Below are 24,370 nucleotides of genomic sequence, written 5' to 3' on the forward strand. Positions count from 1 at the left end.
TTCTGCCGGTTCACCGGTCTGCCGTTTCGGCCCGATCACCTGGGGATGTGCTGTCCATCCAGACGACACTGGCGATTCGGCCGGTCGATCCTTCGCGACGGTGACTGAACAAGGCCCGGTCCTCGATGGTGCACCGCGGATCCTGAGCGACCCCGGACACTCCCGCGGCGAGCAGTTGAGCGCGGATACCGGCGGGAATGTCGAGCCCCGGCGTATTGCGGACCGTGGTCGTCGCGCTGCCGGGGAGATGCTTGTCGACGTCCGCTCGCATGGAGGCGGGCACCTCGTACTGTCGGCCGCTCGCCGCCGGACCGAGAAAGGCACCGATCCGCGCCGGAACCGCCCCGAGCTCGACCATGGCGGCCAACACCCGGGGAACGATGCCGATGCGGGCACCGACCCGTCCTGCATGCACCGCTGCGATCACGCCTGCCTCCTCGTCGGAGAGCAGGACCGGCACGCAATCGGCAGTCAACACCACCAGACCGAGATCACGTTGCGTCGTCACCAACGCATCGGTCATCGGCACCGGCTCGGACACCGGACCGTCCACCACGGTGACGGTGCGTCCGTGGACCTGCTCCATGAACACGAGCCGTTCGAGTCCCATACCCAGTCGATCACCGAGGCGTCGACGGTTGGCTTCCACCGAAGCGGGGTCGTCACCTACATGGTCGCCGAGATTGAACGTGTCGAACGGCGGTGCCGAGACGCCGCCCGCCCGCGTCGTCGAGACGCGTCGGACACGAAACGGACCGGCGGAAGCGGTGTCACTCACCGCCGCATGAAGGACGGCACATCGACTTCGTCTTCGCCCTCGTCCTCGGCGATCGGAACGCGACGGCCGGAACCGACGGAGTCGCGGCCCTGTCCGGACGAGTCCCGGCCCTGGCCGGACGAGTCGCGACCGTAACCGGCTGCGGATTCGCGGCTCGACGATTCGCGGTTGGACGAGCTCGACGAGTTCAGCGGCGGCAGACTGCTACCACTCGGTGCGCCGACCGGGTCGCGGAACACAGCACCGTCGGAACTGTCGGTCGATTTGGAGGACACCTCGCCCGAGCGGGCCGATCCGATCGGGCCGCGGGTGGAGGTGGCAGCTTCGACCGGACGCCGCGTCGGGGTTCCGCCGTCGAAGCCTGCGGCGATGACGGTCACGCGGACCTCGTCGCCGAGCGAGTCGTCGATGACGGTGCCGAAGATGATGTTGGCGTCGATGTGTGCGGCTTCCTGCACCAGCGAGGCGGCCTCGTTGATCTCGAACAGACCGAGGTCGGATCCACCGGCGATGGAGAGCAGCACTCCGCGTGCACCTTCCATCGAGGCTTCGAGCAGCGGCGAGTTGATCGCCGATTCGGCCGCCTTGATCGCGCGACCCTCACCGCGTGAGGATCCGATACCCATCAGTGCACTGCCTGCGCCGGACATGACGCCCTTGACGTCGGCGAAGTCGACGTTGATCAGTCCGGGAGTGGTGATCAGGTCGGTGATGCCCTGGACACCGTTGAGAAGTACCTCGTCGGCGCTGCGGAACGCGTCCATGAGGCTGACGGCCGCATCGCCGAGCTGAAGCAGTCGGTCGTTCGGGATGACGATGAGCGTGTCGCAGGACTCCCGGAGCTGCTGGATGCCGGTGTCGGCCTGTCCACCGCGCCGCTTGCCCTCGAAGGAGAACGGCCGGGTGACGACACCGACGGTCAGTGCACCGAGCTTGCGAGCGATGTTGGCGACGACAGGAGCGCCACCGGTGCCGGTGCCGCCGCCCTCGCCTGCGGTGACGAACACCATGTCGGCACCCTTGAGCACCTCTTCGATCTCGTCCTTGTGATCGTCTGCTGCGCGGCGGCCGACCTCGGGATCGGCACCTGCGCCGAGTCCGCGGGTCAGTTCGCGGCCGACGTCGAGCTTGACGTCTGCGTCACTCATCAGCAAGGCCTGAGCGTCGGTGTTGACCGCGATGAACTCGACTCCCTTGAGTCCCTGTTCGATCATGCGGTTGACCGCGTTCACGCCGCCGCCGCCGATGCCGACGACCTTGATTACGGCGAGGTAGTTGTGCGGGGGCGTCATGGGCTCTCGCCTTCCGTGGATTGTTGCCTGAAATGTGGAAAACCCTCAACCTAAACCACAGGCTTAGAGTTATGTCAAGTACTGAACTGGTCGAAACGCTATTCATCGCCGACGACTATCGCCATTAGGCGCGCCGACGCCACGCGAGAAATTCCGGTCCGCGCGTCGAAACTATTTGGTGGTGGGCAGATCCGGACTCGACACGTCGAAGATCTGACCGGGCTGGGACAGCAATGCGATCGCGACCGCGCCCTTGCGCTCGGAGTCGTCCTTGCTGCCCCACACGACGGTGCGCCCGTCGAGCAGCAGAATCGAGATGTCGGACAGCGTGCTCGCCCGCAGCTCGGCGGCCTGATCGCGCAGCAGCGGTGGCAACGTATCGAGAACCGCCAGTGCATCTTTCGTCACCGGATCACCGAACACCGGATTGTCGGTCACCAGACGCACCACCCCTGGCGGTGGCGGCGCGATCGCGAAATCGACGCCGGTGGAGTCCAGGAGATGGGTGCCGTCCGGAGAATCGAAGAACGCCACCGGAACTCGCTCCTCGACCGTCACCTGCACGGTGGACGGATACTGGCGTTGCACGCGGACCGTCGCCAGCGCCGGGATCGTTGCCACCCGCTGCGCCGCCCCCGCCGTGTCCACCCGAACCAGCGGAAGGCCGACGGGTACGTCCAGCCGGTCGAGGATCTCCTGCTCGGACACCGACGATGCCCCCGCGACTGCGATGGTGCGAACGGACAACAGCGGCGTGAAGTACACCAGCGCAGCCGATCCCACCACGACGACCACCACGGCGAGCGCAATCAGAGCGGCTTTGCGACGCGACCGCTTCACTCGGGCGCGCTCTTCTTCCCGTGCCTGAGCACGGGCTTGCTTGTCGGTGACCGCGGACGGCGAATCACCCTCTCGTGCAGCTGTTCCCGACCTCGAAGAACGGACTCGATCGGAGCGGCGGGTCACGTCGACGGCCGATCCTTCGGTACTCCGCGGCCGGTCGCAGCACCGAAATCGGTCTTCGAGCGAAGCGCATCGAGAATCGGCCCGCCGAGCATCGTCACGTCGCCGGCTCCCATGGTGATGACGACATCGCCGGGCACACTCAGGTGGGCGACCTGCTTGGCCACCAACGACAGATCCGGCTGATAGTTCACCGGCTTGGTCACCGAAGCGGCAACCAGCGCCCCCGTCACACCGGGCAATGGCTCCTCGCGCGCGCCGTAGACGTCGAGCACGACGATCTCGTCGGCCAACGACAACGCGGCACCGAACTCCTCGGCGAACGTCGCGGTCCGCGAGTACAGGTGCGGCTGGAACACCACCACCACCCGTCCCTGCTCGCCACCCGAACGATCCTGGCCTGCTACGAGGGCCTGCGCGGCAGTCAGCACCGCACGCACCTCGGTCGGGTGGTGCGCGTAGTCGTCGAACACGCGGACGCCGTGCTCACGCCCGGTGAACTGAAAGCGTCGATGCACGCCGCCGAAACCGGTGAGTCCGGCCAGCAATTCCTCGACTCCGGCACCGACCTGGCGCGCCGCGACGAACGCCGCCAGCGCGTTGAGTGCAGTGTGCCGACCGGGGACGCCGAGCCGTACGGTGCGCGCCGCGTCCTCACCTGCGATCTGCAACTGTGCGACGCCGCCGATGTCCTCGGGCTCCCACGCCAGCAGCCGAACGGCCATGTCGACCGGCCCCGCGTCGACGTCCGAGGACCCGTATCCCAGCACCGTGACTCCCGGAAGGTTCCGCTCGACCACGCGTCGAGCGAGCGCCGCCGAACCCGGGTCGTCCATACAGGCCACGAGCACACCGCCGGGACCGAGGAGCGCAGCGAAATCGTCGAACACCTGAACATAGGCGTCGGTGGTGCCGAAGTAGTCCAGATGATCGGCCTCGATGTTGGTCACGATGATGACGTTGGCCTTGTACTGCAGCAGCGAGCCGTCACTCTCGTCCGCCTCGGCCACGAACACGTCGCCGCTGCCGTGATGGGCGTTGGTCCCGGCTTCGTTGAGCTCTCCTCCGACGGCGAACGACGGATCGAACCCGCAGTGCTGCAGGGCGACGACCAGCATCGAGGTCGTGGACGTCTTTCCGTGCGTACCCGAGACCAACAGCGTGCGGTATCCCTGCATGAGAGAAGACAGCACGGCCGGTCGCAACACCACCGGGATTCCACGCATCCGAGCTTCGACGAGTTCGGGATTGGTCTGAGGAATCGCGGCGTGGGTCGTCACCACCACGGTGGGTCCGCCGTCGATCATGTCCAGGGCGCTGGCGTCGTGACCGATGCGGACCTGGGCGCCGCGTGCGCGCAATGCGAGCACGCCGCGCGATTCCTTGGCATCCGAACCCGACACCTGTCCCCCGCGAGCGAGCAGGATCCGCGCGATGCCGGACATGCCGGCACCACCGATGCCCACCATGTGTACTCGTTCGAGCTCTGCCGGCAGATCCGACATCGCACCCTCAGTTGTCACGCGGACGTCTCCCTCGTTCTCTTCTCATGCGCGACGCCGCCCAGCTCAGCGCCGCGACGCGTGCGCGGTGTCGAGCACGATCTGCGCGACGGCAGCTGCTGCGTCCTTGTGCCCGGCACCGGCGGCGGCACGAGACATGGTGGCGATTCGTTCGGTGTCGGTCAGCAGCGCGACCACTGTCTCGCTCACGTACTGCTCGGTCAGTGTCGCATCGGGTACCAGGATGCCACCTCCGGCGTCGACCACGGGACGGGCGTTGAGTTCCTGCTCGCCGTTGCCGTGCGGCAGGGGCACGTAGACGGCGGGCAGACCGGTCGCGGAAACCTCGGCGACCGTCATGGCACCGGAGCGACAGATCGCGAGGTCCGCAGCCGCATACGCCAGATCCATCCGGTCGATGTAGGCACGCGCGACGTACGGCGCGGCCGGATTGCGCTGCTCGACGTCGAGCGAGTTCTTCGGACCGTGGGCGTGCAGAACCGAGATACCAGCATCGGCGAGGGCCGCCGAGGCTCCGGACACCGCGTCGTTGAGCGATCGGGCCCCCTGTGAGCCGCCGAACACCAGCAGCACCGGGCCGTTCTCGGGCAGGCCGAAGTGCGCGCGAGCCTCCGCGCGGACGGCAGCCCGATCGAGGCCGGTGATGGTGGGACGCACGGGAATTCCGATCACGTCCGCGTCGGCAGCACCGCGCGCGGCGATCCCCGAGCCCGCGACCGCGGCGAGAACCCGCTCGGCCGAGCGGGCACCGACCTTGTTGGCGATACCCGCTCGTGCGTTGGCCTCGTGGATGACCACGGGAATTCGGCCGCCACGGCCGAACAGTCGACCGCGGGCCGCGAGATAGGCCGGTAACGCGACGTAGCCGCCGAATCCGACGAGCACGTCCGCCTCCACGGCCGCGAAGATCTCTCGGGTGCGGCGCACCGATCGCACGACGCGCAGCGGCAACTTGAGCAGGTCGACGGTGGGCTTACGGGGCAGCGGAACGGGCGGAATGAGCTCGAGTGCGTACCCGCGAGCCGGGACGAGAGTCGTCTCGAGGCCCCGGCTGCTGCCGAGAGCGGTGACGGTGACGGTGGGGTCGAGGACACGCAAGGCGTCGGCCACAGCGAGCGCAGGCTCGATGTGCCCGGCCGTTCCGCCCCCGGCAACCACTACGGAAATCGGTCGAGATGTCTGCTTCACCGTCGATATCCTCGCTCACCCGAGCGGACGGGAGGGCGACCGGGTTGTGGTTCCGGCCGCGGACGGTATGCCGATCGCGATCCTGCGGCGGGCTCTCGCCGGACCGGATCGCTTCGACGGGGGTTGCCGCGGGCGTTACCGCGGGGAGCGTCGCCCCGGTACGCAGCCGATGTGGGCGACATCGTGTCGGTCCGTGAACTGGAGACGCGCGTGCGGGCACGGCCGGGTTCGGCAGCCCGCGCTGTCCGTGCGTCACTGCCCTTGCCCTTACGGGACTCGAGGCGTTTGCGATCCTGCGCCGCCAGTGTGGGGCGAGTGGACTTCGAGCGCGCCATCGCGGCTCGCTTGGGCGAGAACACGGCGGGCAGCGGCAGCTTCAGAGCTCGCGCGATTCGGCCCTCCTGCCCTGCGTGCAGGGCCGCGATCGCCTCGGGTTCGTGGCGGGCGGCGCTCGCGATGATGCCGAACATCAGCAGCGTGATCGCGGTCGAGGTGCCACCGTAGGACACCAGGGGCAGCTGCAGACCGGTCACCGGCAGCAACCCGACGACGTAGCCGATGTTGATCATGGCCTGGCCGAACACCCAGCACGTGGCACCTGCGGTCAACAGCCGCAGGAACGGATCGACCGAACGCATGGCGATGCGCAGGCCGGTGTAGACGAAGAGACCGAACAATCCGATGACTGCGAGGCAGCCGATCATTCCGAGTTCCTCGCCGATGATGGCGAAGATGAAGTCGTTGTGCGCGTTGGGCAGGTAGCTCCACTTCGCGCGGCTCTGCCCGAGCCCGCGACCGAACATTCCGCCGTCGGCCAGCGAGTATTTCGCCTGGGTGGACTGATAGGACAGGCCCTGGGTGTCCTCACCCGGGTTGAGCCAGGCCTTGACGCGATTGGATCGGTAACCGGCGGTGAACGCGAGCACGGTCGCCAACGCCAGACCGGTCATCAGCACCGCACCGAACAGCCGAGCGTTGAGGCCGGCGAACCACAGCAGTGCCACCAGGATGATGCCGAGGGCGATGGCGGTACTGAGGTTCGGCTGCAGCACGACGAGCAGACACATCAGCAGACCTGCAGGCAACAGCGGCACCAGCAGCGATTTGATGTTGCCGTGCTCGCTGCGCCGCGAGGCCAACAGGTGTGCGCCCCACAGAACCAGCGCGACCTTGGCCAGCTCGGACGGCTGGAAGGACACGACGCCGAAGTCGAACCAGCGGCGCGCACCTTGGCGTTCGGCACCGATTCCGGGAATGAGCACCAACATCAGCATGGTGATCGAAACCAGGAACAGTGGAAAAGACAGCTTCCTGAGGTAGCGAACCGGCAGCCGGAGAGCGACGTAGAACGCCACGACTCCCAGCGCGACACCGATCAGCTGCTGGGTGAAGAGCGCGTACCCGGACTCATCGGCTGCGAACGACTCGGCGGACGACGCCGACAGCACCATCACCAGGCCCAACACCGTGAGCAGTACCGCGATCGTGACGACGAGGTGGAAGGACGCGAGCGGTCGGCCGAACCACAGGCCGATTCGGGTGCGTGGAGCGGCGGTGCGGCGAGGTGGACGCGGCGGATGACCGGCGGCAGTCACGATCGCGACGATCCGATGTCGGTGGCCTCGAGGCGCTGGACCGACTCGGCGAAGCTGCGGCCGCGGTGGCCGTAGTCGGCGAACATGTCCAGTGACGCGGCGGCCGGGGCCAGCAGGACCGTATCCCCCGGCGCGGCGAGTTCGGCCGCATGGGCCACGACCGCCCGCATCACCGCATCAGCATCTTCAGCACCATGAGTCACACCAGCATCGTCTCCCGAAGGGAGCCTGACGACCGGAACATCGGGCGCGTGTCGCGCCAAAGCCTCTGCGATCTGCATCCCATCGCGCCCGAGAACGACCGCAGCCACGAGACGATCGGCGATCTCGACCACCAGATCGTCGATCACCGCACCCTTCAGCAACCCACCCGCGATCCACACGACGCGATCGTGCGCCGAGATCGAGGAGCGAGCGGCGTGCGGGTTGGTCGCCTTCGAGTCGTCGATGAACGTCACCCCGCCGAGCTCGCGCACCACCGCCGCACGATGCGGACCCACCCGATAGGTCTGCAGCCCGACCCGAACAGCGTCGGCGTCCACCCCGATCGAACGAGCCAGCGCGCCTGCCGCGAGCGCATCGAGAATGCCGGACGGGCCGCTCGGCTCCACGTCCTCCGCAGCGAGAAGCTCGACGTTCGCACCGAAGGCGTCGTCCACGAGAATCCCTGCCCGCACTCCCAGCTCACCCGAGGCCGGCTCACCCAACCGAAACCCGACGACGGTGGCTGCGGGCGATCCGGCAGCGAGACCCGCCGCCCTGGAGTCGTCGAGACCGATCACCGCGACATCGCCACTCAACGCACGAGCCTTGGCCTGGACGTAACCGTCCATGCCGCCGTGCCAGTCGAGATGGTCCTCGGCGATGTTGAGCACCACCCCCGCCGCCGGACGCACCGACGGAGCCCAGAACAACTGGAACGACGACAACTCCACGGCGAGCACACTCGGATGCGGGGTACCACGCAACGCGTCGGCGATGGGGAGTCCGATGTTGCCGCAAGCCACCGATGCGATGCCTGCGGCGTCGAGTATCGACGCCAGCATCGAGGTGGTGGTCGTCTTTCCGTTGGTGCCGGTGACCACCAGCCAGCGAGTTCGGGGTCCGTACAACTCGGCCCGGTCCACGTGCCAGGACAACTCGACATCGCCCCACACCGGAATGCCCTGCTCGGTGGCCGCGGCCAGCACCGGAGAGTCGGGACGAAAGCCGGGACTGGTGACGACGAGCGAAAACGCAGCGAGCGCCGCCGGATCGTCGAGCAGGTCGTCCTGCAGCACCACGGCAGCCCCGGAGTCCGACGCCTCGTCCAGCGCGGCACGATTCGAGTCGGTGACGGTGACGATGGCACCGAGATCGAGCAACGGTTGCACGACGGCCAGTCCCGAGATGCGGGCACCGGTCACCAGCACCGAACTGCCGCGCAACCAGGTCAGGTCGGTCCGAGCGTGGTGCGGAGATTCGGCCATGCCCTATCCGCCGACAGCAGCGAGATACTCGCTGTAGAACAGAGCGAGTCCGACGGCCGACGCGATGGCGGCCAACAACCAGAACCGGATGATCACCGTCGTCTCGGCCCATCCGGCCAACTCGAAGTGATGATGGAACGGTGCCATGCGGAACACGCGTCGGCGACTGGATCGGAACACCGCGACCTGGATGACGACCGATGCGGCCTCGGCGACGAACAGCGCACCGATGACCACCATGATCAGTTCGGTCTTGGTCACCACCGACAGGCCTGCGATCAGACCGCCGAGGGCCAGGGATCCGGTGTCGCCCATGAAGATCTTGGCAGGCGCGGCGTTCCACCACAGGAAGCCGATGCAGGCTCCCGCTGCGGAGGCGCAGACCAGTGCCAGGTCGAGGGGATCTCGGACGTCGTAGCAGCCCGGGGCTGGCCCGGCGGGGCCTGCGCACGCCTGGCGGTACTGCCAGAAGGTGATGACGGTGTAGGCACCGAGCACCAGTGTCATCGACCCGGCTGCGAGGCCGTCCAGTCCGTCGGTGAGGTTGACCGAGTTGGACCACGCGATCACGAGCAGGCAGACGAAGAACACGAAGACCACCGCGGACATCGACCAGGTGGCGATGTCGCGTACGTACGACAGTTGGGTGCTGCCAGGAGTGAGCCCACTCTCGCTGCGGAACTGCAACACCAGGATCGCGAACAGCACGGCTGCCGTTATCTGACCGACGTACTTACCGGTGGCGTTCAGACCCAGGTTGCGCTGCTTGCGGATCTTGATGAAATCGTCGAGAAAGCCGACGAGACCGAGCACCGTGGTCAGGCCGAGAACGAGCAGGGCCGAGGCCGACGGACCGTCTGCGTCGTAGCCGATACCGATCAGATGCGAGCCCCAGTAGCCGGCCCAGATGCCGACCAGAATTGCGACGCCGCCCATTGTCGGTGTGCCCCGCTTGGACTGGTGACTCGCCGGGCCCTCCACTCGAATCTCCTGGCCGAAGCCCTGTTTCGAGAAGGTCTTGATCAGCACCGGGGTCAGGAGGATCGCGACCGCGAGCGCGATGCCTCCGGCGAAGAGGATCTGCCTCACTGCTCACCCTCCGCGGTGGCGCTCGACGCATCGGCCAGCAGGGCGTCTGCGACGGTCCACATCGCCCCGGACTGCGAGGCCTTCACCAGCACGATGTCGCCGGGACGCACTTCCTCGTGCAGTACTGCGATCGCCGTTTCACGGTCGGGCACCAGCATCGATTCCTCGCCCCACGAACCCTCCATGACGGCACCCTGGTGCAACGCCCGGGTGGGACGGCCGGTGTCGACGATGATCAGACGGTCGACGTCGAGGCGGACGGCGAGGCGGCCGATCGCGTCGTGCTCGACCACCGAGTCCGAACCCAGTTCGCCCATCTCTCCCAGCACCGCCCAGCTGCGGCGTTTCGGCCCGTCGTCGCGACGCGACATCGACACCAGTGCTTTGAGTGCGGCGCGCATCGAATCGGGGTTGGCGTTGTACGAGTCGTTGACGACGGTGACGCCGTCGGCGCGGGTGCGCACGTCCATCCGCCTGATCGACGTCGGTGCGGCGGCCCCGACCGCCTGGGCAACCTGCGTCAGCGTTGCTCCGCACTCGAGTGCGACGGCCGCTGCCGCGAGGGCGTTGCCGACCTGATGCTCACCGTGCACCGCCAGGGTGATCGGTACCGAACCCGCTGCGCATTCGAGCGTGAACGACGCCCGGGCGTCGGTGTCGACCTGCACGTCGACTGCTCTGATGTCGGCATCTGCGTTGCGCCCGACCGTGACGACGGCAGCCGTTGTACGCGTGACCATTTCGGCGACGAGGCGATCGTCGATGTTGAGGATCGCCACTCCCCCGTCGGCGGCACTCGGCAGCGCCTCGACCAGCTCGCCCTTCGCCAGTGCGATGGCCGCGCGCGAGCCGAACTCGCCCAGGTGCGCGGTTCCGACGTTCAGGACAACCCCGATCCGGGGCGGTGCGAGCGTGGCGAGTTCGGCGATGTGGCCGATTCCTCGGGCGGACAATTCCAGACAGAGGAAATCGGTGTCGGCATCCGCTCGCAGCGCCGTCCACGGATGTCCCAATTCGTTGTTGAACGATCCGGGCGGTGCCACCACCGAGCCCAGAGGCTCGAGGACCGCAGAGATCAGGTCCTTGGTCGAGGTCTTCCCGGAGGATCCCGTCACACCGACGACGGTCAGGCCGTGCTCGGCCGTCAACTCGAGCACCGAGGCCCGGGCCAGAGCGCCGAGCGCGGACAGTACTGCCGAACCGGAGCCGTCCGGGTCGTTCTCGAGTGCCATCGCGCGGCTCTCGTGCGGAACCGGACTGACGACCACGGCCGGTACGCCCACCGGACGCGCGGCCAGTACCAGCGCCGCACCTGCGGCAACCGCGGCGGGGGCATGGTCGTGACCGTCCACCTTCGCGCCGGGTAAGGCGAGGAAGATGCTGCCGGGGGTGACCTTGCGGGAGTCGAACTCCACCGGTCCTGGCACCACGACCGTCGGATCCGGCACATCGTGCACCGTGCCTCCGACGATCTCGGCGAGGCGGTCGATCGAGAGGGGGATCACCGTACGCCCGCGCTCGTGCCGACCCGACGCGCATCGATGGCCGAGGCGAGTATCACTCGATCGTCGAACGGATGCTTCACACCCGCTACCTCTTGTCCGGTCTCGTGCCCTTTACCTGCGATCAACACAACATCCCCTTCGCGTGCCCACGCCACGGCCTGTTCGATCGCCGCTGCGCGGCCTGCCACGTTTCGTACTTCACCGCGAGCCTCGTCCGGCACCGACAGTGCGCCGTCCTCGACGGCCTGTCGAATGATGGCCGGGTCCTCGCTGCGCGGGTTGTCGTCGGTCACCACCAGGAGCTCTGCGCCGCGCGCACCGGCGGCACCCATCAGGGGACGCTTCGCGGTGTCGCGGTCGCCACCTGCTCCGAGTACCACCGCGATTCGTCCACGCGAGGATTCGCGCAACGTCGCCAGCACGGCCTCGACGGCGGCAGGCTTGTGCGCGTAGTCGACCACCGCCAGGAAGTTCTGTCCACGGTCGATCCGCTGTACGCGGCCCGGCACGTCGACCGTCGCGACCCCGGTCACGGCCTTGCTCACGTCGGCCCCGGCCGCCGCGCAGGTCGCCAACGCCAGCACGGTGTTCGCGACGTTGTAGCGACCCGGCAACCGGACCGAGACCGGCAGCGACGCACCCTCCGGATCGGCGACCGTGAACGACTGGGTGCCGTCGTCGTGCTTGGCCCAGTCCGAGACCGTCCACTGCGAATCGGCCCCGGTCGACGCGGTCACCACGGCCGACCCGGCCGATCGAGCGATGTCGGCCATCCGCATGCCCCACGCGTCGTCGACACAGACGACGGCGGTGTCGGCACGAACCGCCGAGTCGGCCGCGAACAACCGACTCTTGGCCGAGAAGTAGTCCTCGAGAGAGTCGTGAAAATCGAGGTGATCCTGGGAGAGATTGGTGAACGCACCGATCGCGAAGCAGGTGCCGTCGACCCGGCCGAGGGACAACGCATGGGAGGACACCTCCATCACCACCGTGTCGACACCTTGCTCGACCATGACGGCGAAGAGCGCATGCAGCTGCGGGGCCTCGGGCGTGGTGAGCGCGCTCGGTACATGCCGGCCCAGAACACGTGTCTCGATGGTGCCGATCAGACCGCATCGACGACCTGCAGCAGTCAGGCCGGCTTCGAGCAGATACGACGTCGTCGTCTTTCCCGAGGTACCGGTGATACCGATGACGGTCATCTTCGACGACGGGTTGCCGTACACCAGAGCGGAGACCGCACCCAACACCTGGCGCGGGCGCTCGTGCACCAGAACCGGAACTTGTCGACCCGTGCCTGCGAGCGCTCCCCGCACGATCTCGAGTCCGGCCGGATCGGTGAATACCGCCACGGCACCCCGCTCGACTGCGTCGGCGACGAACTCGGCACCGTGTCGAGACGATCCGGGCAGTGCGGCGAAGAGATCGCCGGGAAGAACGGACTGCGCGCGCAGATCGATACCGGTCACGCTCACACCGGCGGGATCGGCCTCGCCGATCGTTGCACCGACCGCGGACGCCACCTCCCGCACTTCGGTGTGCGGTGGATGCGCCGGACGTGAACCCGGAGCCGGTTGTGAATCCGATGACACAGTCACTCCTGCTCCCTTCCTCTCTACTGCCGGCCACGCGCCTGCCGCGGCTCGATCACGCCGCGGCGGCAGACGAACGAAGACGCCCGAGCCGATGTGTCAGATTACCGGCGTCCGGGATCGTGATGTCGCCGCCCCGACTACGAGGACCGGCGGGTCGGGATCTCAGTCCGCCTGCAGAACCAGCTTGGGTCCGGGGTCCGCGGACATCGGCACGCTGTCGCGCTGCAGCATCCAGCTGGCGATGTTGTGGAACAGCGGTGCTGCCGACTGGCCGCCCGAACCGTCGGCGCTGCGGGTCGGGGCGTCGAGCATGATCCCGATCACGTAGCGGGGATCGTCGGCGGGCGCGATACCGGCGAACGTGATCCAGTAGTTCGAGTTCGAGTAGCACTTGCACTCGGGGTCGACCTGCTGAGCCGTACCTGTCTTGCCGCTGATCTGGTAGCCCTCGACCCCAGCGGCCACTCCGGTACCGCGCTGGTTCCCGGTGTCGTCCTGGGTGACGGATCGGAACATGTTGCGGACGGTCTTCGCGGTATCGGGACTGACCACGTACACCCCGTCCGGCTGCTGGGTCTCGGTTCGCTGACCGTTGGCGTCCACTGTCGCTTCGACGATCCGCGGCGGGATGCGAACCCCGTCGTTGGCGATGGCCTGATACATCCCCGTCATCTGCAACAGCGTCATGGACAGGCCCTGACCGATGGGGAGGTTGGCGAACGTTCCACCCGACCACTGATCACGGCTCGGTACATTTCCCGCGCTCTCGCCTGGCAGACCGACGTCGCTGCGTTGGCCGAGGCCGAACTTGGTGAGCATGTCCGCGTAGCGATCCTCACCGACGCGCTGCGCCAGCATGAGGGTGCCGACGTTGGAGGACTTACCGAACACGCCGGTCGTCGTGTACGGCACGACGCCGTGGTCCCACGCGTCCTTGACCGACACGCCGGACATGAAGATGCTGCCCGGTACCTGCAGCACCTCGTCGGGTGTGGTGAGTCCGTACTCGACGGCTGCGGCCGCGGTGATGATCTTGTTCACCGAACCGGGTTCGAACGGCGTGGTGACGGGCAGATTGCCCATCTCCTTCGTGCGCTCGTTGTTGCCGACTCCGATACCGGGGTTGAAGGTGTTGTCGTTCGACATGGCGAGCACCTCGCCGGTGTGCGAATCCTGCACGTACGCCGAGGCGTTCTTCGCTCCCGACAGGTCCTTCGCCAACTGCACCTGCTGTTGCACGTAGTACTGCAGATCTGCGTCGATGGTCAGTTCGACACTCGAACCGTTGACTGCAGGCTGCTTGTCCCGCCAGCTTCCTGGAATGACGGCACCGTCGGATCCGCGGTCGTAGGTCTGCGAACCGTCGGTTCCGGCCAGGGTCGCGTCGAGCGAATCCTCCAGACCGAGCAGACCGTGTCCGTCCCATCCGGTGGCACCGACGATGTTCCCGGCCAGCGATCCGCCCGGGTACTCACGGATGTCCTGACGCTCGAGTCCGACCTGCTTGAAATCCTTGCTGATCTTCGACGCCACGGTGGCGTCCACACCGCGGGCGAGGTAAGTGAATTCGTCGTTGCTCTTCAGCTTCGCGAGCAGGTCCTTCTCGCTGATCACATCGCCGAGATCGCTGTGGATGCGGGCAGCGATGTCCTCGAGGTACTGCTCGGTCTCCGGCTCGGTGGGGTCCTTCGCCCTCGCCTCGTCGAGTTCCTTGCGAACCCGAACCGGTTGGAACGTCAGCGCTTTGGCCTCCATCGTGAAGGCGATCGGATTGCCGTTGCGGTCCAGGATGGATCCACGCATCGCCGGATCGACGAGAGTCGTGGTGCGTTGCGACGCCGACTCGGCCGACAACCTCGGCGCATCGAATCCCTGAATCCACAGCAACTGTGCCGCCGCGACGGCGAGCGCCACATACATCAGGACGCGACCGGTGCCGTGACGGAACCGAAAGGTGGACGAGTCGAGACGCTTTCGGCTCGGTGGCCGACGGCGTGGAGCAGGCGACGGCCTGGTCACTGCCCGCCACCCGATGCTTCGCCGGTGGACTCGGGGGCTTCGACCGAAGGTGTTTCGAGCGAGGGGATGCTCATGGGAACCAATTGTTCAGCAAGCGCGGTGTTTCCAGCTCCATTGCTTGTACTCGGCGTGGCGGCGCGGGTGTCGATCGTGCCCGAGGTTCGGTTGGGCTGAGACGCGCTTCGCGGCGTCTGCTGCTGCGATGACTGCGTGCTCGGATTCGCGACGGTGCCCTCGCCTGCGGCCGCGGCCGGTACCGGATCGAGCGGTGCCACCGGTGCACCGTCGGCCGGAGCCGGAGTACCGACGACCTGGACACCGCCGTCCGGCGCGACGATCAGACGCGCGGAGTTCTTCGCCGGGACCATCCCGAGCTCGGCGGCCTTGCGCGCCAACTCCGGAGCCGATTCCGCCAACTCCACATCACGCTGCAACGACGCCCGCTCCTGAGCGAGTTCGGCGTTGACGGCCTTGGCGGCGCTGAGATCGTAGGAGTCTCCTGCGGACCGAGTGGTCAGGAGCAACGTCAGACCGAGACCGATGGCGAGCAGGCCGATGATCAAGGCGACGAACGGAATTCGCGCGGCGATAGCGCTTCCGTTCAGCGAAGGCCGCGCACCGGCCCCGGAACCACGCGCAGAATCCGAGGTATGGATCGACGCACGCTGCTGCCTGCGCTCGTATGCGCGAAGTGCAGCGCCTGATCGTCCACCACCCTTGCTCGTACGTTCGGGTCGCGAGAGTGGAGCCTGCGGAGCGACCCTGTTCCTCGGTGCTGGAACCCGATTGCGTTGTGTTCCAACGGTTGTGCCTGGAACCGTCATTCCGCTCTCCTTGCAATCCGTTCGGCGGCGCGCAATCTCACCGGAGCCGAACGTGGGTTGTCGTCTATTTCTGAATCCGAGGCACGCTCGGCACCTCTGGTCAGGAGCCGGAACTCCGGACCCATTCCTGGAAGCTCGACCGGCAGCCCCTCGGGACTGCGGGACTTGATCCGAGGTGCCAACTCCTGCTTGACGACTCGGTCTTCGAGCGATTGATACGACATGAAGACGACCCGGCCGCCGACAGCCAACGCGTCGAGCCCGGCAGGTACCGCCGCCTTCAACGAATCCAGTTCACCGTTGACCTCGATGCGAAGTGCCTGGAAGGTGCGCTTGGCAGGGTGTCCGCCGGTGCGCCGGGTCGCGGCCGGAATTGCGGCATAGAGCAATTCGACCAACGGGCCACTCGTGGTGAAGGGCGTGTGCTCTCGGCGTCGCAGTACAGCGGAAGCGATCTTGCCGGCGAACCGTTCCTCGCCGTACGTGCTGAGGACCCGTGCGATGTCGCCGTGCGAGTACGTGTTGAGGACGTCTGCGGCGGTGATTCCCACGGTCGGATTCATTCGCATGTCGAGTGGGGCGTCCACGGAGTAGGCGAATCCGCGATCGGACTCGTCCAACTGCATGGACGACACTCCGAGGTCGAACAGAATCGCGTGAACGGAGCCGACAGCAGGCAGACCGGCCTCGTCGAGGGCTTCGGCGATGCCGTCGTAGGTCGTGTGCACCAACGTGATTCGATCGGTGAATGGAGCCAAGCGGGCTCCGGCCAGCTCGAGCGCATCGGGATCCCGGTCGAGTCCGATGAGGTGCAGGTGCGGACAGGTCCGCAGGAAATGCTCGGCGTGACCGCCGAGGCCGAGCGTTGCGTCGATCATGACGCGAGTACCGCCGGTGGAGCCGAGTGCGGGTCCGAGCAGTTCGTCGGCTCGTTCGAGTCGAACCGGAACGTGGAGCGGGCCGGCGGATCGACGGTGGGTTCGGTCGGCGGACGACTCGATGTCGTCCGGTCCGGTGCCCTCCGTCATGGTTCCTCCCGGTCGCGCGTACGTACTTCTCGCCCGGGTCCGGGCCGTGCGGGTCGCCCACCGAAGCCGACGCGAATGCATCGAGGTCCCTGTCCGATAGGGAACCTGGCGTTGGGGAAGAACGTCAGGGTCCTGATCTGCGAAACCTGGCGTTGGGGAAGAACGTCAGGGTTCTGATCGGGCAGAGGCCTCGCTGCACTCGCAGGCGACCTGGTTCGGGCTACAAGATCCCTCCGAGGGACTCGTCGAAAGCGTCGGAGAAATCCTGTTCGTTCTCAGCGGAGTAGCGCGCCCACGCTTCGTCGTTCCAGATCTCGATGAAGTCCATCGAACCGATCACCACGCAGTTTCGTTCGAGCCCCGCGTACCGGCGATGCTCGGGACTGATGGTGATTCGACCCTGTCCGTCCGGCCGCTGTTCGTCGGTTCCCGAGAAGAACTGGCGAACGTAAGCACGGGCTTTGGGGTTGGCACGAGAAGCCGCCGTCAATTTCCGAGAGCGCTCTGCGAAATCGGCCGCGGTGTAGACAGCGAGGCTGAAATCCTGCCCCTTGCTCACCATGACCCCTCCTGCAAGCGCGTCCCGAAACTTGGCCGGCAACGTGAGTCGACCCTTGTCGTCGAGCTTCGGCGTGTAGGTACCGAGAAACACTCGCCACCTCCAGCCTCGACTCTCCGCTGCGGACCACTTTACCCCACTCTCCCCCACTTCGAACCATCCGAAGCCGGAAAACTTTGGCGAAAGTGACATTCATGCAGCTCAGCATGCACAAGATCGGCGGCATCGGCAGCGATGCCGCGGGTGATATCGCCGGTTCGATTCGGGAGCGACAGCCCTCGGGTCCGTCACTGAAGCCGCCTGACCAGCACCTCGACGTCGGGTGTGGCGGATGGACGCAGATCTCTGCCCTTCAGTGGGGCCTCGGTGGGGAGAAGTGGGGAATGTGGGTGAAAGTGGGGAGTGTCGGGGAGGGATCCCAGAATTCCCGTGCGCGGGAGTGTTCGAGCCGGCCCTCGACGCGGAGCGGAGGGCTGCAGGCAATTCTGCGGCGTCTGTTCGCGGGCAGAAAACGACAACAGCACCTCACCCGAGGGTGAGATGCTGTTCTACGTCGACGCGTGAAGTTGTGGAGACGAGTCGGTTCGATGGAACCCGGTCGATTCAGTCCTGCTCGAACCTCTTACGGAACCGATCTTCCATGCGAGAGGTGAAGCTGCCGCCCTTGCGACCACCCTTCGATTTCTGCCCGGTAGAACGCCCGGACGTCTCGGCAGCATCGTTGGCTGTGCTGCTTTCGTCCTGCGACGCTGCGGCTCCCTTGCTGGAACCGCCGAACAGGAACAGTGCCCCGGCACCGAACATCAACAAAAAGCCGATGAGACTGACGACGAGAAAAGCCAAACTGTTCGTCGACAATGCAACACCGGCGACGAGCAACACGAGTCCCACTACGAACAGCGCGGCAGCCTGAAAGCGCCTCCTGCTCGACGCCGCGCGTACGCGACCGCCCCTCACATGAGACGCGAATTTGGGATCCTCGGCGTAGAGAGCGCTCTCGATCTGATCGAGCATGCGCTGCTCGTGCTCGGAGAGTGGCACGGTACCTCCCCCTGCACAGATATTGAAGGTCATTTCGGTTACGAAACGACGGGAAGCTGACCTTGGCGGCTACCTGTTGTCGATGATACGAGCTGAATCGGCCGCTTACCACCTACTCGGTCGATGTGTTCCTGAGAAACACCGAAGTTTTCGAGACGCACGTCCCGAAAACTCCGTGCGAACACCGCATGACGTGGCGATTGTCGCCTGACGTCCAGCTGTGTGAGCTACGCCGACAAGGGTGCGGTCATCGGGTCGACGGACGCGAAACGCCCCTGCCCGCCGAGTCGATCCTCGACGGAGTTCAGAAAACGACCGACGTGCCGCTGGAAATCGTCGGCGTCGAGATCGTCGATCGTGCTCGACGCACCGGCCTCGACTGCAGCCCGGGTGGCCGAGAAGGACGCGAAGTAGTCGGCCCAGACAGCGAGGTCCGGTGCCGCCTTCGCCATCAACACCCACGCACTGCGTGAACGAGGACGCGCTCCGATCGAGTTCGGCAACGACGCGAGCACCGCTGCCGCGCCTTTCAGTGCGGCGGCGTAGCTGCCGAGAAATCGATCTCCGGCATTGCTCTCCCCGATGGACTCGGACAGCAGAGCATCCGCTCGACCCAACAGAACCTGAGCCTGACGCGACACCGGCGACCGCACTCCGGCATCGAATGCCTTCGTGATCGTCATACTCGAACACCTCCAGTTCGAATCTCCGGCGCGCACCTGGCGCGGCCGGAACCGTGGCGAAGCCTTACAGTCGAACTCCGGAGAATCCGACTCGAGGATCCGAGCCGGAACCACCGGCGCACTCGGCCCCGATTGTCGAACACCCGTTCGACACATTCAATATAGCTGTGCCCACCGACAAGTTTCCGAAGAAAGGTTGAGAACAGTCGTCACCGATGCGCAGACAACGCCGTACCTGGTCGATCTGACGCCCCCGGAATTCCGCCAGCGGCTGTTCGAGGCACTGTCCATCTACGTCGAGGCCATGGGCTATCCGCGTGGAACCGAACAGAGCAGAGCACCGATGTGGAGCGAACATCTGCACCGGCCGGGCTGGCGAGCAGTCGGTGCACTGCTCCCGAACACCGACCCGACACAACCCGATTCCCTGGTCGCCGTCGCATACGGCTACAACGGTGCCGCGCACCAGTGGTGGCATCAACAGGTTCGCGACGGTTTGCGACGCACGGGGCATTCCCCACAGAACGTCGAGGCCACGCTCGACGACTACTTCGAGCTCACCGAGTTGCACGTCCTGCCGAGCGCTCAGGGGCACTGCCTCGGCGGACGACTGTGCAGCCGTCTGCTCGACGGCGTTTCCGCGCAGAACGTGATGTTGTCCACACCCGAGGTCTCGGAGGAGGACAATCGAGCCTGGCGGTTGTACCGGCGGCTCGGCTTCGCGGACGTACTACGCGACTTCACGTTCGCCGGTGACCGACGCCCCTTCGCGGTCCTGGGCCGCCGGTTGCCTCTCGACGGGCCAGTAGCCTGAAGGTGTGATCGATGCTGTGGTGGTGGGCTCCGGCCACAATGCCCTGACCTCTGCCTGTTACCTGACCGACGCCGGCATGTCGGTCGAGGTTCTCGAGCGCGACTCCGTCGCCGGTGGCGCGGTATCGACGGTGGAACGCTTTCCCGGCCACCGTGTGGACCGTGGTTCGTCGGCGCACATCATGATTCGTCACACCGGCATCATCGAGGAGCTCGGACTCGCCGACTTCGGTCTGCGCTACATCGACTGCGATCCCTGGGCGTTCGCGCCTGGGGCCGTCGGCACCGACGAACGCGGCATCGTGTTCCACCGCGATCTCGACCGAACCTGCGACTCCATCGCCGCTGCCTGCGGCACAGCCGACGCACGCGCCTACCGCACCTTCGTCTCCGTCTGGGGTCCCCGCAGCGAACGCACCATGCGTGCGTTCGGCGGACCACCAACCGGGGCGAAACTGCTCCGATCCTTCTGGGGCCTCGGCGCGCCCGACGGCGGCAGCATGCTCTCGCGGGAATTCCTCGCCACCGGCGATTCCCTGCTGGACGAGATGTTCTCGAGCGAACGCCTCAAGGCCGCACTCGCGTGGTTCGGCGCACAGTCGGGTCCGCCGATGTCCGAGCCGGGTACCGCACCGATGGTCGGCTTCGCTGCCCTCATGCACACCCTTCCGCCGGGCCGCGCCGTCGGCGGTAGCGGCGCGCTGACCGAGGCGATGATCTCTCGGCTACAGCGCGACGGTGCCGTACTGACGCTCGGCGACGCCGTGACCTCGCTCGTACGCCGCCCACACGGCTGGACCACCAGGACCGCGTCGGGACGGGAGGTCGACAGCCGCATCGTCGTGGCCGGTTGCCACATCGTGACCACCCTCGACCTGCTGGCCGCCGGCGGCCACGATTCGGCGCAGCTCGCGCGGTGGCGCAGCACCATTCGGGTGGGGCCCGGGATCGGTACCGCGGTCAGACTGGCCACCGACGCCCTTCCGGCGTTCCCGAGCGCGGACCGGATCGAGGACGGCACCCACGGTCTGGCGCTGCTGGTACGCGACCGCAGCCAACTGCGGTTGGCACACGGGCACGCGCTGGCGGGCGATCTGCCGCCCACCCCGGCTGTGCTGGGGATGTCCTTCAGCGCGCTCGATCCCACCATCGCGCCGCCGGGACAGCACCAGATCTCTCTGTGGTCGCAGTGGCATCCCCACACCCTCGCCGACGGCAGACAGTGGCGATCGGATGTTCCCGGCGAGCGATCGTTGGCCGAGTACGAGGCGGATCGGATCGTGGCCGAATTGGACCGATACGCACCCGGTTTCGCGGGATCGGTGCTGGATCGGTTCGTTCAGTCGCCGCCCGACATCGAGCGGGAGCTCGGTCTGGTCGGAGGCAACATCATGCACCTGGACATGTCGTTGGACCAGATGATGATGTGGCGACCTCATCCTCAACTGGCCGGACATCGGGTCCCCGGTGCAGACGGGCTCTATCTCACCGGCGCATCGACCCATCCCGGCGGAGGGGTCACAGCGGCCAGTGGTCGCTCGGCGGCGCGGATCGCGATCGCCGACGCCCGCGCCGCCCGCCGTCGCACGTTCTTCGGAAGGAAACGGGTATGAAGGTTGCGCCGATCGTCGTGGCTGCCGCTGCCGTGGGCTGCCAGATCCTCTACCCCTTGGTGTCGGGATCGACCAGAGACGTGGTGACGGTGGCGGTGGTGGCCCTGCTCGCGCTTGCGTCGATCCTGCACGCGGCACTCAATCGCGGCGTCGTGTGGGCCACCATTCTCGTCGTCGTGACCGCAGGTACCGGATTCGCGTCCGAACTCGTCGGCACGGCAACCGGCATCCCGTTCGGCGAATACTTCTACGCGCAGAATCGATTGGGCCCGAGCCTGTTCGAGGTGCCTGTCGTGGTTCCCCTGGCGTGGACGGCCGGGTTCTACCCGATCTGGTGTGCAGTGACCTTCGTCGTTCGCCGTCTCGATACGACGCAGGTACGCGCCACCGCCCTCCGAATCGTGGCGGTCGCGGTGGGAATGGTCGGTTGGGACCTGTATCTCGATCCACAGATGGTCACCGACGGACAGTGGACCTGGACCGCCGGATCCGCCGGACTGCCCGGGGTGCCGTCGATTCCGCTCACCAACTACCTCGGCTGGCTGGTGGTGGCCACCCTGATGGCTGCGGTGATGGAATCGCTCGACCGCGCCGTCGGTCGCCCACAACCATCCGACGACGCGGTGCCCATCGGGTTGTTCCTGTGGACGTGGCTGGGGTCGGCGCTCGCGCACGCGGTGTTCCTCGACGGTCCGGAACTCCGATACTCGGCGGTGTACGGGTTCGTCGTCATGGGCCTCGTCGGCATCCCCCTGTTGTGGATTGCCCGTCGCGACCGACCACTCGGGGCCGGACCGCGTGCGGCCGTCGATCGCTCCGGTACCGACACGCCTCGCTGACAACCCCTGCCGACTGACATCACCTCGATGTCCTGGCACGATGTCGCTGTGCAGTCGACATCGCGAACATCTCATCGAACCCACCGCCGCCGTGTTCTCTCGGTGGTCGCGCTGGCGCTGCTGGTCGCGCCGATGCTGGCCGGTTGTCTGCGTGTGCAGGTCACGATGGGCGTGTCGGCCAACGACCGCGTCGCGGGTCAGATCGTGGCTGCCAGCGTGCCGACATCGGACTCCGACACCGGCCCGGAACTGGTGGTGCCCTCCTCGATCGAGGACAAGGTTCGCGTCGAGCCGTACAACCAGGACGGATACGTCGGGTCGCAGGCCATCTTCGACGATCTGTCGTTCGGCGACGTGCAGACCCTCGGCTCGATCTTCCAGAACGCGGCCGGATCGTTCCAGCTGACGCTGCAGCGCTCGGGTGACACCGTCACTCTGGCAGGCAACGCCGATCTGTCCTCCGTTCCGGTGCAGGGCTCGGACGTACAGTTCACCATCGCGTTCCCGGCCCGCATCGGCACCACCAACGGCACCCGCGAGAGCGACAACTCGATCTCGTGGAAGTTGCCTGCGGGCGAGGTCACCTCGCTGCGCGCCGAGGTCAACTATCCCGATCCCAACACCCGCAGCTTCGCCGGCTGGGCCGGCATCGTGGGCGGCGTGACCGTCGGCGTCGCGGCCATCGTCGGGGCCATGGCCTGGGTGTCGCGCAACCCACCGCTACGGGGCCGCGGGTCGCGCAACACCGACTCCGGAAGCTCCACCGACAGAACGTCTGTGTGAGAGCCCGCCTGCTCGCGCGCACAACGGCGACGGCAAGCGTCCTCGCGACAGCGTCGGCCGCGGTCTCCGTGTTCAACTCTCGATTCATGCCGAGCCTGCGCTCCCCGGACCACGACGTCACCGAGCGCGTCGTCGTCTGCATTCCCGCCCGCAACGAGGTTTCGACGCTGCCTGCGCTGATCGGCGACCTCACGCGGCAACGATCGTGCACAGACCTGCGCGTGATCGTCCTCGACGACGATTCGACCGACGGAACGGCGTCCGCTGCCCGTGCGGCTGCGGACGGTGACCCGAGGATTCGCGTCGTGACCTCCGGTGTCGCTCCCCCGGCCGGCTGGACCGGCAAGGCCGCAGCGTGCGCCGAGCTCGCCAGACTGGCCGACGAGGACGACCCGATGACGTCGCTGATCGTGTTCGTCGATGCCGATGTGCGACTCGAACCGGAGGCGGTGGCGGCAGCGGCCCGGGTACTGCGACGGCGCGGTGCCTCCCTGCTGTGCCCGTGGCCGGAGCAACTCGCCGAGAGCACCGTCGAGCGACTCGTCCAGCCCCTGCTCGCGTGGTCGTGGATGTCCACGCTTCCGGTACCTCTGGGCAACGCCACTCTCGCACCGTCGATGGCGGTCGCGTGCGGGCAGTTCATGGCCTTCGACGCCGCCGCCTATCGCGCCATCGGTGGCCACGGATGCGTGGCGGCGAGCGCAACCGAGGACCTGGATCTGGCACGCGCTCTGCGTCGACGAGGATTCTCGACGGCGGTGGCGTCGGGTGCGGGGTTCGTCCGATGCCGGATGTACCGATCGGCCGCGGAGTTGCGGTCCGGCTACAGCAGGTGGTTGTGGAGCGAGTTCGGTGGACCGGCCGGTTCGGCTGCGGCGGCCCTGGCACTGACGGCCGTGTACGTCCTGCCCCCGATCACCGCACTCACGTCCTCGGGTGTCACGCGCCGCCTCGGTCTCGCCGGGTATCTCGCCGGCACGGTATCTCGGATGTCCACCCGTCGGCGCGAGGTGGGATCGCGATTCGGGGTGGTCGACGCAGTCGATGCTGCGCTGCACCCGGTGTCGATTCTCGCGTTCGTCGGCCTCGTCGCGGAATCCCACGTGCGTAGGCGTCGTGGCGCGCTGTCGTGGAAGTCGCGCCCGATGCCGCGCGGCGAGACCTGACCCGT

At 66.8% G+C, this 24,370-nt stretch carries 22 protein-coding genes; 6 read left to right on the top strand and 16 right to left on the bottom strand.

Annotated features, from left to right (window positions below; all coding sequences use genetic code 11):
- Positions 1-10 precede the first annotated feature (10 nt).
- The 14 genes from pgeF to mraZ all read right to left on the bottom strand — a co-directional run bounded on the left by pgeF (position 11) and on the right by mraZ (position 17,520).
- Positions 11-778: a peptidoglycan editing factor PgeF gene (gene pgeF, locus QM590_RS03120; RefSeq protein WP_068051953.1), complete on the bottom strand. Its 768-nt coding sequence runs from the start codon at positions 776-778 to the stop codon at positions 11-13.
- A complete protein-coding gene (gene ftsZ, locus QM590_RS03125; protein ID WP_269593903.1) occupies positions 775-2,070 on the bottom strand; it encodes a cell division protein FtsZ in 1,296 nt (431 codons plus the stop codon). The genes pgeF and ftsZ overlap by 4 nt, the downstream gene beginning before the upstream one ends.
- Positions 2,071-2,241: 171 nt before the next feature.
- Entirely contained in the window at positions 2,242-3,036 is a 795-nt protein-coding gene (locus QM590_RS03130) for a cell division protein FtsQ/DivIB (protein ID WP_082898936.1), read from the bottom strand.
- Positions 3,033-4,538, bottom strand: a complete 1,506-nt coding sequence (murC, locus tag QM590_RS03135; RefSeq protein ID WP_269593992.1) for a UDP-N-acetylmuramate--L-alanine ligase — start codon at positions 4,536-4,538, stop codon at positions 3,033-3,035. The genes QM590_RS03130 and murC overlap by 4 nt, the downstream gene beginning before the upstream one ends.
- A 63-nt stretch (positions 4,539-4,601) precedes the next feature.
- Positions 4,602-5,744 (bottom strand): undecaprenyldiphospho-muramoylpentapeptide beta-N-acetylglucosaminyltransferase, encoded by a 1,143-nt coding sequence (gene murG, locus QM590_RS03140; protein WP_269593902.1) that lies wholly within the window; start codon positions 5,742-5,744, stop codon positions 4,602-4,604.
- Positions 5,741-7,339, bottom strand: a complete 1,599-nt coding sequence (gene ftsW / locus QM590_RS03145; protein WP_269593901.1) for a putative lipid II flippase FtsW — start codon at positions 7,337-7,339, stop codon at positions 5,741-5,743. The genes murG and ftsW overlap by 4 nt, the downstream gene beginning before the upstream one ends.
- Positions 7,336-8,808: a UDP-N-acetylmuramoyl-L-alanine--D-glutamate ligase gene (gene murD, locus QM590_RS03150; RefSeq protein WP_269593900.1), complete on the bottom strand. Its 1,473-nt coding sequence runs from the start codon at positions 8,806-8,808 to the stop codon at positions 7,336-7,338. Before murD ends, ftsW begins: the two co-directional genes overlap by 4 nt.
- A 3-nt stretch (positions 8,809-8,811) precedes the next feature.
- Entirely contained in the window at positions 8,812-9,897 is a 1,086-nt protein-coding gene (mraY, locus tag QM590_RS03155) for a phospho-N-acetylmuramoyl-pentapeptide-transferase (protein ID WP_032394385.1), read from the bottom strand.
- Positions 9,894-11,402, bottom strand: a complete 1,509-nt coding sequence (locus QM590_RS03160) for a UDP-N-acetylmuramoyl-tripeptide--D-alanyl-D-alanine ligase (RefSeq protein WP_269593899.1) — start codon at positions 11,400-11,402, stop codon at positions 9,894-9,896. Before QM590_RS03160 ends, mraY begins: the two co-directional genes overlap by 4 nt.
- The gene (locus tag QM590_RS03165; RefSeq protein WP_269593898.1) at positions 11,399-13,000 is read right to left on the bottom strand and encodes a UDP-N-acetylmuramoyl-L-alanyl-D-glutamate--2,6-diaminopimelate ligase; all 1,602 of its coding nucleotides are present in this window, start codon (positions 12,998-13,000) and stop codon (positions 11,399-11,401) included. The genes QM590_RS03160 and QM590_RS03165 overlap by 4 nt, the downstream gene beginning before the upstream one ends.
- 159 nt (positions 13,001-13,159) lie before the next feature.
- Entirely contained in the window at positions 13,160-15,016 is a 1,857-nt protein-coding gene (locus QM590_RS03170; protein WP_269593897.1) for a peptidoglycan D,D-transpeptidase FtsI family protein, read from the bottom strand.
- The gene (gene ftsL / locus QM590_RS03175) at positions 15,013-15,840 is read right to left on the bottom strand and encodes a cell division protein FtsL (protein ID WP_269593896.1); all 828 of its coding nucleotides are present in this window, start codon (positions 15,838-15,840) and stop codon (positions 15,013-15,015) included. Before ftsL ends, QM590_RS03170 begins: the two co-directional genes overlap by 4 nt.
- On the bottom strand, positions 15,837-16,868 hold the full coding sequence (rsmH, locus tag QM590_RS03180) for a 16S rRNA (cytosine(1402)-N(4))-methyltransferase RsmH (protein ID WP_269593895.1): 1,032 nt from the start codon (positions 16,866-16,868) through the stop codon (positions 15,837-15,839). Before rsmH ends, ftsL begins: the two co-directional genes overlap by 4 nt.
- A gap of 220 nt (positions 16,869-17,088) precedes the next feature.
- A complete protein-coding gene (gene mraZ, locus QM590_RS03185) occupies positions 17,089-17,520 on the bottom strand; it encodes a division/cell wall cluster transcriptional repressor MraZ (protein ID WP_027497352.1) in 432 nt (143 codons plus the stop codon).
- Positions 17,521-17,621: 101 nt separating this feature from the next.
- On the opposite strand from mraZ, the gene QM590_RS03190 reads away from it, so the two are divergent.
- Positions 17,622-17,966, top strand: a complete 345-nt coding sequence (locus tag QM590_RS03190; RefSeq protein WP_269593894.1) for a hypothetical protein — start codon at positions 17,622-17,624, stop codon at positions 17,964-17,966.
- A gap of 64 nt (positions 17,967-18,030) precedes the next feature.
- Here QM590_RS03190 and QM590_RS03195 read toward each other — a convergent pair whose 3' ends face one another.
- Entirely contained in the window at positions 18,031-18,468 is a 438-nt protein-coding gene (locus tag QM590_RS03195) for an SCO2097 family morphological protein (RefSeq protein ID WP_269593893.1), read from the bottom strand.
- 227 nt (positions 18,469-18,695) lie between these two features.
- Complete coding sequence (locus QM590_RS03200) at positions 18,696-19,151, bottom strand: SAV_6107 family HEPN domain-containing protein (RefSeq protein WP_269593892.1); 456 nt, start codon at positions 19,149-19,151, stop codon at positions 18,696-18,698.
- Between the two features lie 196 nt (positions 19,152-19,347).
- Here QM590_RS03200 and QM590_RS03205 point away from each other — a divergent pair, with 196 nt between their 5' ends.
- Genes QM590_RS03205 through QM590_RS03225 form a run of 5 tightly spaced genes read left to right on the top strand, consistent with a single transcriptional unit; the run spans position 19,348 to position 24,365 of the window.
- Positions 19,348-19,965 carry a GNAT family N-acetyltransferase gene (locus tag QM590_RS03205; protein ID WP_269593891.1) on the top strand — a complete coding sequence of 206 codons (618 nt, stop codon included), beginning with the start codon at positions 19,348-19,350 and terminating at the stop codon, positions 19,963-19,965.
- A 4-nt stretch (positions 19,966-19,969) separates the two neighbouring features.
- Positions 19,970-21,577, top strand: a complete 1,608-nt coding sequence (locus QM590_RS03210) for a phytoene desaturase family protein (RefSeq protein ID WP_269593890.1) — start codon at positions 19,970-19,972, stop codon at positions 21,575-21,577.
- Positions 21,574-22,416 (top strand): carotenoid biosynthesis protein, encoded by an 843-nt coding sequence (locus QM590_RS03215; protein WP_269593889.1) that lies wholly within the window; start codon positions 21,574-21,576, stop codon positions 22,414-22,416. Before QM590_RS03210 ends, QM590_RS03215 begins: the two co-directional genes overlap by 4 nt.
- 27 nt (positions 22,417-22,443) lie before the next feature.
- Positions 22,444-23,199: an LppM family (lipo)protein gene (locus tag QM590_RS03220; protein ID WP_176460266.1), complete on the top strand. Its 756-nt coding sequence runs from the start codon at positions 22,444-22,446 to the stop codon at positions 23,197-23,199.
- Complete coding sequence (locus QM590_RS03225) at positions 23,196-24,365, top strand: glycosyltransferase family 2 protein (RefSeq protein ID WP_269593888.1); 1,170 nt, start codon at positions 23,196-23,198, stop codon at positions 24,363-24,365. The genes QM590_RS03220 and QM590_RS03225 overlap by 4 nt, the downstream gene beginning before the upstream one ends.
- The last annotated feature ends 5 nt before the right edge of the window (positions 24,366-24,370 follow it).

Origin of the sequence: Rhodococcus sp. IEGM 1372, from assembly GCF_030056835.1 — a bacterium.
Taxonomy (GTDB): Bacteria; Actinomycetota; Actinomycetes; order Mycobacteriales; family Mycobacteriaceae; genus Rhodococcoides.